This window comes from Paraburkholderia sp. BGA-UO-ETr-F12, from assembly GCF_059567945.1.
The window spans coordinates 110,157-123,803 of sequence record NZ_JCAQOZ010000065.1; the positions used below are offsets into that span (position 1 = coordinate 110,157).

At 60.6% G+C, this 13,647-nt stretch carries 14 protein-coding genes, 1 tRNA gene and 1 riboswitch; of the genes, 5 read left to right on the plus strand and 10 right to left on the minus strand.

All coding sequences use genetic code 11. From position 1 onward, the window contains the following. Positions 1–106: 106 nt before the first annotated feature. From AC57B6_RS33250 to AC57B6_RS33265, 4 genes are all read left to right on the plus strand, one after another. Complete coding sequence (locus AC57B6_RS33250; RefSeq protein ID WP_496422926.1) at positions 107–910, plus strand: lipid II flippase Amj family protein; 804 nt, start codon at positions 107–109, stop codon at positions 908–910. 13 nt (positions 911–923) lie between these two features. Next, on the plus strand, positions 924–2,378 hold the full coding sequence (locus AC57B6_RS33255) for a serine hydrolase domain-containing protein (RefSeq protein WP_496422927.1): 1,455 nt from the start codon (positions 924–926) through the stop codon (positions 2,376–2,378). 26 nt (positions 2,379–2,404) lie between these two features. After that, the gene (locus AC57B6_RS33260) at positions 2,405–2,869 is read left to right on the plus strand and encodes a GNAT family N-acetyltransferase (protein WP_496422928.1); all 465 of its coding nucleotides are present in this window, start codon (positions 2,405–2,407) and stop codon (positions 2,867–2,869) included. Between the two features lie 272 nt (positions 2,870–3,141). Beyond that, positions 3,142–3,558, plus strand: coding sequence for a MarR family winged helix-turn-helix transcriptional regulator (locus AC57B6_RS33265; RefSeq protein WP_084167099.1), 417 nt, complete (start codon positions 3,142–3,144; stop codon positions 3,556–3,558). A 477-nt stretch (positions 3,559–4,035) separates the two neighbouring features. On the opposite strand, the gene AC57B6_RS33270 is transcribed toward AC57B6_RS33265, so the two are convergent. From AC57B6_RS33270 to ydfG, 10 genes are all read right to left on the minus strand, one after another. Next, complete coding sequence (locus tag AC57B6_RS33270) at positions 4,036–5,238, minus strand: site-specific integrase (RefSeq protein WP_496422929.1); 1,203 nt, start codon at positions 5,236–5,238, stop codon at positions 4,036–4,038. Positions 5,239–5,276: 38 nt separating this feature from the next. After that, a tRNA-Lys gene (locus AC57B6_RS33275) sits at positions 5,277–5,352 on the minus strand. A gap of 200 nt (positions 5,353–5,552) precedes the next feature. Beyond that, positions 5,553–6,302, minus strand: a complete 750-nt coding sequence (gene ybgF / locus AC57B6_RS33280; RefSeq protein WP_028198813.1) for a tol-pal system protein YbgF — start codon at positions 6,300–6,302, stop codon at positions 5,553–5,555. Positions 6,303–6,321: 19 nt separating this feature from the next. Continuing rightward, positions 6,322–6,831 (minus strand): peptidoglycan-associated lipoprotein Pal, encoded by a 510-nt coding sequence (pal, locus tag AC57B6_RS33285; protein WP_028198812.1) that lies wholly within the window; start codon positions 6,829–6,831, stop codon positions 6,322–6,324. Between the two features lie 32 nt (positions 6,832–6,863). Next, complete coding sequence (gene tolB / locus AC57B6_RS33290; protein WP_028198811.1) at positions 6,864–8,156, minus strand: Tol-Pal system beta propeller repeat protein TolB; 1,293 nt, start codon at positions 8,154–8,156, stop codon at positions 6,864–6,866. A gap of 139 nt (positions 8,157–8,295) precedes the next feature. Beyond that, a complete protein-coding gene (tolA, locus tag AC57B6_RS33295; RefSeq protein WP_030102027.1) occupies positions 8,296–9,303 on the minus strand; it encodes a cell envelope integrity protein TolA in 1,008 nt (335 codons plus the stop codon). Further along, positions 9,300–9,743: a protein TolR gene (tolR, locus tag AC57B6_RS33300; RefSeq protein WP_028198809.1), complete on the minus strand. Its 444-nt coding sequence runs from the start codon at positions 9,741–9,743 to the stop codon at positions 9,300–9,302. The genes tolA and tolR overlap by 4 nt, the downstream gene beginning before the upstream one ends. A gap of 10 nt (positions 9,744–9,753) precedes the next feature. After that, positions 9,754–10,431, minus strand: a complete 678-nt coding sequence (gene tolQ, locus AC57B6_RS33305; RefSeq protein ID WP_012431821.1) for a protein TolQ — start codon at positions 10,429–10,431, stop codon at positions 9,754–9,756. A gap of 155 nt (positions 10,432–10,586) precedes the next feature. After that, positions 10,587–11,066 (minus strand): tol-pal system-associated acyl-CoA thioesterase, encoded by a 480-nt coding sequence (gene ybgC, locus AC57B6_RS33310; protein WP_028198808.1) that lies wholly within the window; start codon positions 11,064–11,066, stop codon positions 10,587–10,589. 70 nt (positions 11,067–11,136) lie between these two features. Further along, positions 11,137–11,883 (minus strand): bifunctional NADP-dependent 3-hydroxy acid dehydrogenase/3-hydroxypropionate dehydrogenase YdfG, encoded by a 747-nt coding sequence (gene ydfG / locus AC57B6_RS33315; RefSeq protein ID WP_046566699.1) that lies wholly within the window; start codon positions 11,881–11,883, stop codon positions 11,137–11,139. A 238-nt stretch (positions 11,884–12,121) separates the two neighbouring features. Beyond that, a riboswitch (ZMP/ZTP riboswitch) is annotated at positions 12,122–12,230 on the plus strand. Positions 12,231–12,396: 166 nt separating this feature from the next. Between ydfG and glyA the strand changes: the two genes are divergently transcribed. Beyond that, complete coding sequence (gene glyA / locus AC57B6_RS33320; RefSeq protein ID WP_028198806.1) at positions 12,397–13,644, plus strand: serine hydroxymethyltransferase; 1,248 nt, start codon at positions 12,397–12,399, stop codon at positions 13,642–13,644. Positions 13,645–13,647: the final 3 nt, after the last annotated feature.

Genomic DNA, 13,647 nt, shown 5'->3' on the forward strand with positions numbered 1-13,647 from the left:
CGTTCGGCCAGTTCTGGTTATTCGATCGACCGAGCTGGACCGTCGACAATTGGAAACGGACTTCGCTCGGGTACACTCAGATCCCTGCCACACGCACCGCTATAGCATGGACAGCCAGCTTTGGGTCATATGCGGGCTTACATTCGTGATACACGTGATCGCGACATTCGCCTATGCAGTGCGGATCGCTGGCGTTCGCACGCGCCGGATCGCCTTGTCGTTTTCCCTTTTCGGGATCATTGCGCTGGTTTCCCGGACTGCCAATTCCTTTCAGAGGCCTTTCATCGCTAAACGGGTCGAACTGGATATCTCGCATCACATGGGTAGCGGGTTGCTCGCGGACTTTCGACTGTTCCTAGCGACCGCCACCGTGGCAACCATTGCCGGCTCCTTCCTGATTCCCACGTTCCAACGTTACTTCAGCCGCGCTGTCGATCACTTTCAGGCAAACCGTTCGATTCCTCGTCTTCTGCTGCACGCCTTCAGTCGTGCCGGCGTCAACTACGTTCGCATAGGCGCACGCCTCCCTTCGCGCCACAACGTTACGCAACTGGCAGCCAGCACCGGCGTCTCCTGGCAAGTCATCGCGCTGAACGTTGTCGCCATGGCAATCTGGACAGTCGGCGTGTTCGCATCACTGTATGCGGGCTATCTGAAGCCCGATCTGAGAGTGACGTGCGCAAATCTTTCGTCGGTCATCAACGGCTTCGCGACCGTGGTGTTGGCTATCGTCATCGACCCGCAGGTTTCAGTGATGACCGACGATGTCATTGAAGGCCGGATATCGGAAAACAGCTTCCGGCGGGCGATTACGACGCTCGCGGGGGCGCGCGTTCTTGGTACGCTCTGTGCACAGGCCGTGCTCCTTCCGGCGGCCTTCGTCATCGTCCGCGTCGCAGAACTCATTTAGCGCGGTGATCGACATGTGCGATTCCGCCTGGACCGATCTGGACCGTCTTGTCGACGAGGCAATGAAGTACTGGGGCGTCCCCGGCCTCGCCGTAGGGGTCGTTCACGGCGATGACGTGATACTCCTCAAAGGCTACGGCACGCGCGAGTTGGGAGCAAATGCGCCAGTGACGTGCGACACCCAGTTCATGATCTGCTCACTGACCAAATCCATCACGGCTGCCGGACTAGCGATTCTGGTCGACGAGCAACGCTTGGGTTGGGAGACGAAGGTACGCGACATACTGCCGGAATTCCAGTTACGTGACGCGAACGCAACCGAAGATATCACGGTGTCCGATCTGCTAACACATCGTAGCGGACTTCCTGCACACGACCGAATATGGTCGCCTCCCGGTCGGCGGTCGCGGCAGCAAATGGTTGACGCCTTGCGTTATCTCGAACCTAGCCGCCCCCTCCGCGAATCGTTTCAATATTCAAACTTGAGTTACGTGGTCGCGGGTATGCTCACTGAACGGTTAAGTGGCCAGACTTGGGAGCAATACACCACGCAGCGGCTGCTGTTGCCCTTGGGATTCACCAGTTTTGGATTTTCCAAGGCGGATCTGGAATCGGCTGCGGATCGTGCCTTTCCGCATCAGTGGGAAAGGGGCGGTGTTTATCAGGCAAAGCTCTGGCCGATGCAAGCGACGCCCGCCGGCGGAATCAATGCGTCCGCAGCAGATATGGCGCGTTGGGTGCGGTTTCTGCTCTCGCGGGGTCGGGTCGACGGCGGGCAACTAGTTTCACAGGCGGCGATAGACGCCATGATGACGCCGCACGTAAAGGCTGGAGGCTCGGAATTTCCAGAGATCGGGGAGATCCGCTATGGGTATGGATTGACGTGTGAGCATTACCGTGGCGAGGTGACGGTCTCGCACACCGGGTCGCAGCCCGGTTGGGGCGCGCTGATGACCATGATGCCCGCTCATCGTATCGGTGTAGTCGTGATGACCAACCGGGACCCCAGCCCGGTTCGAGAATTGATCGCCTATGCAGTCTTTGACCGACTGCGCTCGCTCGCGCCACTTGCCTGGCTCGAAGTATTTCGCACCAGACGACAAGAAGCTCTCGACAAGGAAGAGGCGGAAGAACGCGCCCGCGCGCTGGCGCATCGGTCGGATTCACCACTCGACGAACCGCCGGAAGATCTCATTGGCGAGTTTGAGCATCCGGGATATGGCCGCATTTCGATCGCCCGGGGTGCGTCCGCGATGCACTGGAGTTGGCGTGGACTTAGGGGGGTGTTAGTGAGCCGCGCTCGGAACTCGTTCCAGCTGAAAGAGGACGGGGAAGCTCGTTATCCGAGCGGAATCGTGATCTCGTTTGTTAAAAATGCGGAAGGGCGAATCGATGCGGTTAGATCTCCGCTCGAACCCGCTGTGTCAGACATCATCTTCCAGCGTCGCGCGGCCGGAAGGATGCAATGACTGGACGTTCTATACGCAGGGCGTCTGTGGATGACGTTGCGCTGCTCGTCGGCATACGAAACGAATCCGTTGCATACAAGGTTGCCCTCGGAGACTTTGCCTGGGGCAAAGTCGGATGGACAGCGGCCGTCGCGCGTCAACGTATCGAGTCGGACGAGTGGTACGTGATCGAGCTGGACGGGACGCCTGCCGGAATGCTGTCGCTGTCATGGGAAGATCAAAAATACTGGGGACCACAGGACCCCGACGCCGGGTACGTGCACGGCATCTCGGTACGGGATGGTTTCCATGGCGTCGGCCTTGGCAGCTTCTCCATTGACTGGTGCGCGAATCAGGTGCGTGCGAACCACCGCAACCGTCTAAGACTGGATTGCGACGTGAAAAATGCGAAGCTCTGCACCTATTACGAATCGCTGGGTTTTGCGCGTGTGGCAACCAAGGCCGTCCATGCCGACTACGTCGCATCACTTTACGAACGATTTGTGCCTTGAATCCGTTGCGAATGATGTCCGCACATTGAGCCGAATGACCGCTTTAGGCATTGGTGACCGTCGCTTACGGGTCGGTTTGGCGCATTCACTGACGGGACGGCGGCGGCCAAGAGCCAGCCTTCGTCAGCAGGCGGTGCCCGGCCAGGAGCAGCCGATCAGCATCGTGCTCGAAAGCGGCCGTTGGGCTAACGGTCAAATCGCAACGTAACTATCCTGCGAGAGCTTGTTAAATTTTAGTTGCCTTGCTAACCATATTGCGATTTAATGAGCCCATGTTCGATCATTGCCTCTACTTCAATTCTTCGGCACTCGCGCGCCTCGCTGAGCGTGAATGGGCAGCTGTGTACGCGCCATTCGGGCTGACGCCGGCACAGGGATTTGTGCTGCGCGTAGTGCTTGCATCTCCCGGGTGCCTGAGTAGTCAGGTTGCGGACACATTAGGCATTGCTCGTCCCACCGCCACCCGACTTATCGACAATCTTTCTGAAAAACGATTGGTCGAACGCCGCCAGGCTGAATCTGATGGTAGGGAATGGTGCGTCTACCCAACCCGTGCAGGAAGGGCGCTCGACCAGCCAATTAACGATGCTAGTGCGGCGATCGCGAGAGCCCTGCGTGCGAAAGTTGGGCCGGAACTGTTCGAATCGGCTGTCTCCAGCATGCACGGCATCAGGAAGGCGCTTTCTTGAGGCCCGGTTTCTTGTCTCAAATGATTGTCTTGCTAATTAAATCGGAAGGCCAATGAGAAACGTATCGACACAAAGAACGACCGCCCCGCGAAGTTTGCAGCGACAATCGTGGAGATCGGGGGCTGGAGTGCGATGGACCGCGGGCATCGCCATTGCGGTAGCGGCGATTGCATTGTTCCTCACGGCTGTCGCCTATGCGCCGGCAAGCATCCGCGCAAACAATAACCTTTGTCTTCAGCAAGTCGCGAACGATGAACACGCGAGTCTCGAAGCCTTTTTTCAGAATCCCGCCCAACAAGACGCTTTTGTACAAGCCGTTACTGTCTGTTCGCGCTGAAAAAACAAAGTCCTCCAGCAAACATCATTGGTGAGCGTCCGCTTCGTCGTTTCTCCAAGGACGGCTTTGGGTCGAGGGCGGTCAATCGCGGCATTCCCGTAGGGCATGACAACCTGCGGGATGCCGATTGGACGTATTGGCTACCCAAGCTTTGAGAGCAAGTCGGCAGGATTCAGGTGCGTGTACCGTTTCAGCATCTGCATGGACCGGTGGCCCGTGACGCTGGCGACCTCAAGTGGGTGGAGTCCTTTCTCGAAAAGCCTGCTCGCTGCTTCATGGCGCAGATCATGCCAGCGGAGGTTGGGGAAACCATTCTCGCTTTTGACGATGCGCTTCCAGACTAGCTGGACGGCGTTACACGATGTACCGAAAACCGGGCCGCTCAGCTTGTCCGGATCGACATTCACCGGGCCTAACCGGCACAGTTCTGGATCGATGAATCTGTCGCGTTGCCAGAGGGCGGCGAGGGCGCGGAGAACATCTGCGGCGCGGCGTGTCAGCGGGAGACGAGCTGGGACTCCCTTGTTGTCAGCACCGCGTGCTTCGGGCGGAAACTCGATCATGCGGTCCTGGATCTTGACCCACTCCCAACGCACGTTAAACAGCGTACCTTGGCGCAGGCTTGTTTCGACCGCCAGTTCGAACGCAGGAGCTGCCCACGGGTTGTTGCTTGCAGCAAGGCGCGTACGTAGCGCATCGAACTCACCAGGCTGAAGGCGGCGATCTCTGGCCCGACTACCAGAGGGCTTGCGAATGTTTTTCAAGGGATTCATGAGCGTCTCGAATCCCCACTCCTTGCGCGCGATCTCAAACAGGTGGCTGATGACCTGGAGTTCTAGGCGGATTGTATTTTCGGCCCGGCCAGCTGCTCGGCGGGCATCTCGGTATTTCGCAAAATCGACGCCACGCAAAGCCGCCAGTGGTCGCCAGGCCAGGTCATTTTTCTTCCAACGCGCAATGCGAGTCAGTTCTTGGCTCGGGTAGCGTTTGGTCGGCACTATCTCGCGGGCGTATCTGTCGAGTGCTTCGCCCAATGTGGTGCGCTCGGCCTCAGAGCGATCAACAAAGATGTTGAGAGAAATTTCGGCCTCGACGCGCTGAGCCCAATCGCGAGCCTGCTGCTTGGTGTCAAACGTTCGGTAGATCGGTTTGTGCCCGCGCTTGCGGACTTCGGCACGCCAGTAGGCGCCGCGTTGACTGATGTATGCCATCCAGATTCCCATGCGAAAGGTTGAGTTCGCTTGGTCTGGATTGTCCAGTTCCGGCAAATTTCCGGCAAAGGCCAGTTTTTGACGCCGAAGCACGTACGACAGACGAAAAAAAAGCACCGCGATAAATCGCAAGTGCTTGATTTTCCTTCCCTTGCGGGAAGAGGTGTCTTTGGTAGGCCGTACGGGATTCGAACCTGTGACCAACGGATTAAAAGTCCGCTGCTCTACCAGCTGAGCTAACGACCCAAAAGAGAAGCGAGATTATAGCGATAGCTCCCGTGGGCTGTCAACCCATGGTGGCTAGTTTGGATATCCGCACTTCAGATAGTGAAAAGCCCGAGGTATCGCTACCCCGGGCTTTCCGGCGAGAGGCGCGCGTGGCCTTGATTTGGAGACTGCGCAGCCACTGCGCGTTACATCAACTGCACTAACCCTGCGCGACGCGACTACTTGATCTGCGACAGCTTGCTCTGAGCCGACTGCGCGACGTCCGAGCCGCTGTACTGCGCGACGATCTGCTCAAGCGTCTTTTTGGCCGCAGCCTTCTGACCTTGCTCGAGCTGATTGTTCGCAATCGCGAGCAGCGCTTCCGGCGCGCGCGGATGTTGCGGATAGTTCTTCACCACACCTTGCCAGGTTGCCGTCGAGCCCTTGTAGTCGCGCAGTGCATACAGCGCGTTGCCGAGCCAGTACTGCGCGGTCGGCTGGTAGGGGCTGTTCGGATACTTGGAGATGAAGCTGCGGAACGACGCCGCCGCATTCTTGAAGTCGCCGTTGCGGAACTGCTGTGAAGCCGCATTGAACGAATCGGTTTCGCCCGGCTGCACCTCGCCCTGGACGCCGTCCACCGTCTGTTGCTGCGGCTCGAATTTCTTCAGCCGCGTGTCCAGATCGGTGTAGTAGTCCTTCTGCTGTTTTTGCAGCGTGGCGAGCTGGTTGCCCATATCCTCGTTCTGCCCACGCAACGTCGCGACCTGCTGATTCAGCTGATCGAGACGGTTGGACTGATCGAGAATCGTGCGCTGTGCGGCCGACAGCTGGCTCGACAGGCTATCGGTCTTCGAACGCAGATCGAGAATGGCCTGACGGGCCTGATCGTCGTCGAAGATACCCGCATGCGCGGGCACAGCCGCGAAGGCCGTGCCCGCGACGCAGGCCGCTGCGGCAAACCGCAGCCAGGAGAAACGATGCGTCATTCGGCTCATCACCCGTTACTTACTGTTGGTACACGAGGTCGGCGCGGCGGTTTTGTGCCCACGACGATTCGTCATGACCGGTCGCTTGCGGCTTTTCCTTGCCGAGGCTCACGGCTTCCATTTGCGAGTCTGCTACGCCCATCAGCGACAGCGAACGGCGCACAGCTTCAGCACGCTTCTGGCCGAGTGCCAGGTTGTACTCGCTGGTGCCGCGTTCGTCGGTGTTGCCCTGGATCAGGACGTGACGTTGCGGATGGCTCTTCAGGTATTGCGCGTGTTGTTGCAGCAGCGATTGGTAGTCGTCCTTGACCGAGTAGCTGTCGAAGTCGAAGTAGATGCTGCGCTTGGCGAGCGGGCTGTTCGGATCGTTCAGCGGGTCGACGTTGACCTGAGCGACATCGGTCGGATTCGGTTGCGTCGAAACTGCACCACCCTTGTTAGCGTTTTCGTCGAGCTTGACGCCCGAGTGACATGCGGCCAGCGCACCGACCATCAATACGGCAAATGCGAAACGAAGTTTAGACATCATTTTGTTACTCTCCTTGTGTTATTGCATCAACGTTACTGCATAAACGGGCCCCAGGATGGCTCGCGTACGCTGCCACCCTGAACGGACAGGACCTGCCGAGTGCGACCGTCGGTCGATACTGCGGCCAACACGCCACGGCCGTTCACCTGTGTGGCGTAAAGAATGTACTGACCGTTCGCCGCGAAGCTCGGCGATTCGTCATGTGTAGTGTCCGTCAGGCCCGTGGCCGTATTGCCTTGCAGGTCCTGGAGATAAAGCTTGAACCCGCCGCCGACGCGCGAGATATAGGCGAGCTGTTTGCCGTCCGGGCTCACGCGCGGGCTGGTGTTGTAGCTGCCCGTGAACGTTACCCGTTGTGCGGCGCCGGCGCTCTCGCCTTGAGCCGACATCTTGTAGATCTGCGGCTGGCCGCCACGGTCGCTGGTGAAGTAGATCCACTGGCCGTCGGGAGAGAAGCACGGTTCAGTGTCGATCGAGCTGCCTTGCGTCAGGCGCCGCAGGCCGCTGCCGTCCGCATTGACGGCGAAAATCTGCGTGTTGCCCGTGCGCGAGAGCGCAACAGCCAGCGTGCGGCCATCCGGCGACCACGCCGGCGCACTGTTGTTACCCTTCTGGTCCGATACGATCACGCGACGGCCCGTAGGCAGATCGTGGATGTAGACAATGGGCTTTTTCTTTTCGAACGAAACGTAAGCGACCTTGGTGCCGTCAGGCGACCATGCGGGCGAGATGATCGGCTCGGGGCTCGACAACGCGATGTGCGCGTCCTGGCCGTCCGAATCGGAAATCTGCAACTGATAACGCCCGCCGGTCTTGATGACATACGACAGACGCGTGGCGAACACGCCGCGGCTGCCCATCAGCTTCGCGTAGATATAGTCCGCGACTTTGTGCGCGCTCATGCGCAAGCCGCTTTCCGGGCTCACCAGCACGAGGCCGCCAAGGCTTTCGCCCTTCACGGTGTCGTACAGTTTGAAACGCACTTCATACTGGCCATTCGGCAAACGGTTCACGCTGCCCGCGACGAACGCATTGGCGCCCTTGGCTTTCCAGCTGCCGAGGTCGACGGAATCGGATTCCGCAACCGGCGTGCTGCCCGCGTCGATATTCGTGAATTTTCCGCTGCGTTGCAGATCCTGACGCACGATCGTACTGACCTGCTGCGGCGAGTTCGCTTCATTGGCGAAATTCGCCGTTGCGATCGGAAACTGGGTGGACCCGACGCCCGTCACAAGGACGTTGAGCTGGGCATTGGCGGCGCCGCCGACGGCGATCAGGCACGACGCTACAAGTGTCCGCAGGCCTAGCTTGGTCATCAAACTCATGCTGAATGGTTTCCCCAAAAACGGTTTTACTAACAATTCGCGACAGCAGAGAGACCTGAAAACAACTAATTCGTTCCCAGGCGCGCCACGCCCGTCGGGGCGTGGGCTCTGCTGTCAACTGACTGTCAAGTTGCTGCTATCAACCTGCCGGGCGCAACGTAATCTTGAAGCTGGTCGGCGTTTTCCCGTCGATATCCTGAGGCATCGGATTGGAACGCTGGACCGCCCGAAGCGCCGCGTCGTCCCATGCCGCGTTGCCGCTGCTGCGCGAGATCTGCGCGTCCAGCAACGTGCCTGTCGGCGAGCAGCGTACGGAGATGACGGTCTCCAGACCTTCCGTTTCGCCACCCCACGAGATGTTCGGACGCACCACGCGGCGCACCTTATCCGCATAACCCGGCGAAGTCGCGGTGCCACCCGAGCCGCTACCCGTGCCGCTCTTCGCCAGCCCGTTGCCGGTCGTGCCTTCGCCGCCCGCCAAACCTTGCATCTGCGCGAGCCGCGCGCGACGTTCAGCGTCCAGCTTCTTCGCTTGCGCTGCGGCATCGGCTTGCGCCTTGGCCTTCGCCGCTTTCTGCGCGTCAGCCTTCTTCTGCGCCTCCGCTTCGGCCTGCTTCTGCTGCTCGGCCAGCTGCTGCTGTTTTTGCTGTTCGGCCAATTGCTGCTGCTTCAGTTTTTCGGCCTGCTGTTGCTGTTGTTGCAACTGTTTCTGTTTGGCTGCCGCTGCTTTTTGCGCGGCGAGCTGCGCGGCCTGCTCGGCCGCCAGTTGCTGCTGGCGCTTTGCCTCGGCTTCCTGCTGGGCTTGCAGCTTCTGCAGGCGCTGCTGTTCGGCCAGTTGCGCCTGACGGGCCGCTTCCTGCTGCTGGCGTTTCTTTTCCTGCAGCGCGATGTCGGCCTGTTCGTCCGGCAGTGGCGGGGCTGGGGCTACCGGCGCGGGCGGCGGAGGAGGCTGGCGAGGGATGGCCGTGTCGGGCACCTCGGTCCACAACTCGGCTTCCGCGCCGGCCGGCGTGCTGTTTTGCCAATGAATGCCGTGGTACAGGAAGAATCCGAGCAGCGCATGCATCACCAGCGCGAACGCAAAGGCTCGCCCGGTGCCGCGTTCACGCGGTGGCTGGAGCGGGTATTCGGAATTCTTGCGGATCATTGCGATTTGACGAGCAATCCAACGCGCTTGACGCCCTGAGCCTTCAGATCGGACATCACATTCATCACGACTTCGTACTTCACGGTCTTGTCGGCGGCGATCACGACCGGCTGGTCGGGGTGCGATTGCGCGCGATCGGCGATGAAGCCGTGCAAATCAGCCTTCGTCATGTCTTCCTGTTGCTGCGCGCCGGCGTCGTCCTTGTATTTGACGCTCATATTGCCGTCCGCGCGAATATTCACGATCACGGGCGGCGTTTGCTGCTGGGGCGCGGCGCCGCCGACGGTCGGCAGATTGACGATCGACGGGGCGACGAGCGGCGCGGTCACCATGAAGATCACGAGCAACACGAGCATCACGTCGATGTACGGCACAACGTTGATGTCGGCCATGGCGCGGCGCTGACGCGAGCCGCGCATGCTTGAGGAAGAGCCTGCCATCGTGGACTCCTTACTGTGCCTGACGCTGCAGGATGTTCGAGAACTCTTCGATGAAGGTCTCGAAGCGGATCGCCAGACGGTCGATGTCGTGCGCGTAGCGGTTGTAGGCGACCACGGCCGGAATCGCGGCGAACAGGCCGATCGCGGTGGCAGTCAGCGCTTCGGCGATGCCAGGCGCCACGTTCGCAAGCGTAGCCTGCTGCACGTTGGCGAGGCCGCGGAACGCATTCATGATCCCCCACACCGTACCGAACAGACCGATATACGGGCTGACCGAGCCAACCGACGCGAGAAACGCCAGATTTGCCTCGAGCACGTCCATTTCGCGTTGGAAAGCGGCGCGCATGGCGCGGCGCGCGCCGTCGAGAATCGCTCCCGAATCGTTCAGGCGCTTTTCCTTGCCCTTCAGGAATTCTCGCATGCCGGATTCGAAAATCCGTTCCAGCGCGCCGATCGTGTGGCGGTTGTTCGCTGCGCTCTGGTAGAGCGCCTGCAGGTCGCCGCCCGACCAGAAGTCGCGTTCGAAGCGTTCAGTTTGCGCGCGGGCCCGGCGGATCGCAAACCACTTGCGGAAGATGAAAGTCCACGACAGCAGCGACAGCAGAAGCAGCAGGGCCATGACGGCCTGTGCCAGAAGGCTCGCATTAAGTACGAGAGAAACGATCGACAGATCTTGTGTAGTGTTCATAAAGGTTCGTTTTAACGTCCCGGAAGGGGGCGTCCGGCTGCAAGGTCACTCGAAGCTTGCCGTGAGCAAAACGGAAGCATCGGCGATATTGCAAGCCGAACCATGCTTTGTGTTGCTTGATCGATATGAGTTCACTGGCCCCGTAACAACGGGGCTCAGTCGTTGTCCGTTGACATACCGCCACCGTTCACGCTCGGCCCGCGCCGCAAAGCAGCAAGAACCGGTGCAGGAATCGCAGCCGGCCGCAGCGCCATACGCTCGACGCAGCCGACCCGGATCGCGCCGCTCGCCAGCAGCGTATCGTCGCGCCACGCTTCCTGCGCAAAGTCGACGGAGGCGCGGCCGAGACGCTCGATTCGGCTTACCACCTTGACGACATCGTCAAGCCGGGCCGGCGCCCGATAGTCGATTGCAGTACTGCGGACGATGAAGATCGTGTTCGCTTCGTCGGCAAGCCGGTTCTGGTCGACGCCGCACGCGCGCAGCCATTCGGTGCGCGCCCGCTCAAAAAATTTCAGGTAGTTCGCGTAAAACACGATGCCGCCGGCGTCGGTATCTTCGTAGTACACGCGGATTGGCCACGTGAAGCCGATTTCCGTGCCGGGCTGGCTGGTCGACATATTCATGCGGCGCATTTTACCGGAACGCACACTCCGAGGTCTGTATCAAGATGTGCGCCCCGCCTGGCGGGCCTGAGCGGGGATTTCAGCCGCGCTGCACCGACAAGGCGGAGAACGATTGGGCCACCGGCATCAGCTCGATCGTGTTGACGTTGACGTGTGCAGGCCGGGTGGCGACCCAGTAGATCGAGTCGGCGATGTCTTCGGGCGTCAGCGGTTGTACGTTTTCGTACATTTTGGCCGCTTTTTCGTCGTTTCCACGAAAACGCACGTTCGAAAACTCGGTGCCGCCGCACAGGCCCGGTTCGATGTTGGTCACGCGCAATGCCGTGCCGGCCAGATCGGCTCGCAGATTCAGGCTGAACTGATGCACGAACGCCTTGGTGGCGCCATAAACGTTGCCGCCCGCGTACGGCCAGCTTCCCGCCGCCGAACCCAGATTGAAAATGTGGCCACGGTTGCGCTCCACCATGCCGGGCAGAAGCGCGTGCGTGACCTGCACGAGGCCCGTGCAGTTGGTCTCGATCATGGTGCTCCATTCGTCGAGGCTCGCCTTTTGCGCCGGCTCGATGCCGAGTGCGAGGCCGGCGTTATTGACGAGCACGTCGAGCGCCGCGAACTCCGCGGGCAGGGAGGCCGGCACCGCCTCGACGGCGGCGCGATCGCGCACGTCGAGCTCGTACGGCAGAAGGGCGTCGCCGAGTTCGTCGGCGAGTGCCTGCAGGCGGTCTTTGCGGCGCGCGGTGGCGACGACACGGTGGCCGCCCTTGACGAAAGCTCGGGCGATGGCGGCGCCGAATCCCGCGGACGCTCCGGTGACGAATACGATCATTGCAGTTTCCTGGCTGGTAGAGGAGAAAGGCCCCAAGCCTACTTCCAATGCGGCGCTGCGGCAAGGATGAACCAGCCGTACAAACGGCTGGGGGAGGCACGCAGAGCGGGTTTCGGGCCCGCTTTGAGCGGCCGTTGGCGCACGGCTTGCGGCGGCGCCACAACCGGCCTGGCGGGCACCCGCCGGGGCGGCGGGAAGCCGGTTGCCTATTCGATCCTCTTCCAATAAACTAACGCGCTCATCCCTGCGTGACTGGCGATAGAACCGGTTCAAACAATCGGATTCAAGGTGGAACAACCCACCGTGAAGCGCGGGGTGCCGTTTTGCCGTTCGCCTGGGCAGCTGTGATCCGCGCGCATTTATCTGCGCTGGCGGTGGCTGTCCTGCCTCGCGTGTGCGGCGAATCTCCATCCGCCACGTCAGGGCTGGCCGAGCCGCCAGCAGCGCTGCGTACCCTCTACGCAAGATTCGGCGCACGATCCGGTCAACCTGAACACACTCAACGGAATCCGTATGTTTGATAGAGCCCAAAGCACCATCGCCAACGTCGATCCTGAACTCTGGAGCGTCATCCAGCAGGAAAACCGCCGTCAGGAAGAGCACATCGAACTGATCGCGTCGGAAAACTACACGAGCCCGGCCGTGATGGCTGCGCAGGGCTCGCAACTCACCAACAAGTACGCCGAAGGGTACCCGGGCAAGCGCTATTACGGCGGCTGCGAATACGTCGACATCGCCGAGCAGCTGGCGATCGACCGCGTCAAGCAACTGTTCGGCGCCGAAGCCGCCAACGTGCAGCCCAACTCCGGCTCGCAGGCGAACCAGGGCGTGTTCTTCGCCATGCTCAAGCCGGGCGACACGATCATGGGCATGAGCCTCGCGCACGGCGGTCACCTGACGCACGGTTCGCCGGTCAACATGTCGGGCAAGTGGTTCAACGTGGTGAGCTACGGCCTGAACGAAGCTGAAGACATCGACTACGAAGCCGCCGAGAAGCTGGCTCAGGAACATAAGCCGAAGCTGATCGTGGCGGGCGCCTCCGCATTCGCGCTGCGTATCGATTTCGAACGCCTGTCGAAGATCGCCAAGTCGGTTGGCGCGTATTTCATGGTCGACATGGCGCACTATGCCGGCCTGATCGCCGCGGGCGTCTACCCGAACCCGGTGCCGCACGCTGATTTCGTCACCACCACCACGCACAAGAGCCTGCGCGGCCCGCGCGGCGGTGTGATCCTGATGAAGGCCGAGTTCGAAAAGCAGATCAACTCGGCAATTTTCCCGGGCATTCAAGGTGGTCCGCTGATGCACGTGATCGCCGGCAAGGCCGTCGCGTTCAAGGAAGCACTGTCGCCTGAGTTCAAGGCCTATCAGCAACAAGTCGTTGAGAACGCGCGCGTGCTGGCTGAAACGCTGGTCAAACGTGGTCTGCGGATCGTCTCGGGGCGCACCGAAAGCCACGTGATGCTGGTCGATCTGCGCGCGAAGAAGATCACCGGCAAGGCAGCGGAAGCTGCGCTCGGCGCGGCGCACATCACCGTCAACAAGAACGCGATTCCGAACGACCCGGAAAAGCCGTTCGTCACGAGCGGCGTGCGTCTCGGTTCGCCCGCCATGACCACGCGCGGCTTCGGCGTCAAGGAAGCGGAGCAGGTGGGTAACCTGATCGCCGACGTGCTGGACAACCCGGAAGACGCAGCCACGATCGAACGCGTGCGTGCACAAGTCGCTGAGCTGACCCAGCGCTTCCCGGTCTACCGTTAAGAC

Bases quoted from the DNA above. Each gene is read 5' to 3' on its own strand.
- tolA (WP_030102027.1), bottom strand. From the start codon at position 9,303: ATGATCCGCAAGAATTCCGAATACCCGCTCCAGCCACCGCGTGAACGC.
- tolQ (WP_012431821.1), bottom strand. From the start codon at position 10,431: ATGAACACTACACAAGATCTGTCGATCGTTTCTCTCGTACTTAATGCG.
- tolR (WP_028198809.1), bottom strand. From the start codon at position 9,743: ATGGCAGGCTCTTCCTCAAGCATGCGCGGCTCGCGTCAGCGCCGCGCC.
- AC57B6_RS33265 (WP_084167099.1), top strand. From the start codon at position 3,142: ATGTTCGATCATTGCCTCTACTTCAATTCTTCGGCACTCGCGCGCCTC.
- ybgF (WP_028198813.1), bottom strand. From the start codon at position 6,302: ATGACGCATCGTTTCTCCTGGCTGCGGTTTGCCGCAGCGGCCTGCGTC.
- glyA (WP_028198806.1), top strand. From the start codon at position 12,397: ATGTTTGATAGAGCCCAAAGCACCATCGCCAACGTCGATCCTGAACTC.
- AC57B6_RS33255 (WP_496422927.1), top strand. From the start codon at position 924: ATGTGCGATTCCGCCTGGACCGATCTGGACCGTCTTGTCGACGAGGCA.
- pal (WP_028198812.1), bottom strand. From the start codon at position 6,831: ATGATGTCTAAACTTCGTTTCGCATTTGCCGTATTGATGGTCGGTGCG.
- ybgC (WP_028198808.1), bottom strand. From the start codon at position 11,066: ATGCGCCGCATGAATATGTCGACCAGCCAGCCCGGCACGGAAATCGGC.
- ydfG (WP_046566699.1), bottom strand. From the start codon at position 11,883: ATGATCGTATTCGTCACCGGAGCGTCCGCGGGATTCGGCGCCGCCATC.
- AC57B6_RS33250 (WP_496422926.1), top strand. From the start codon at position 107: ATGGACAGCCAGCTTTGGGTCATATGCGGGCTTACATTCGTGATACAC.
- tolB (WP_028198811.1), bottom strand. From the start codon at position 8,156: ATGAGTTTGATGACCAAGCTAGGCCTGCGGACACTTGTAGCGTCGTGC.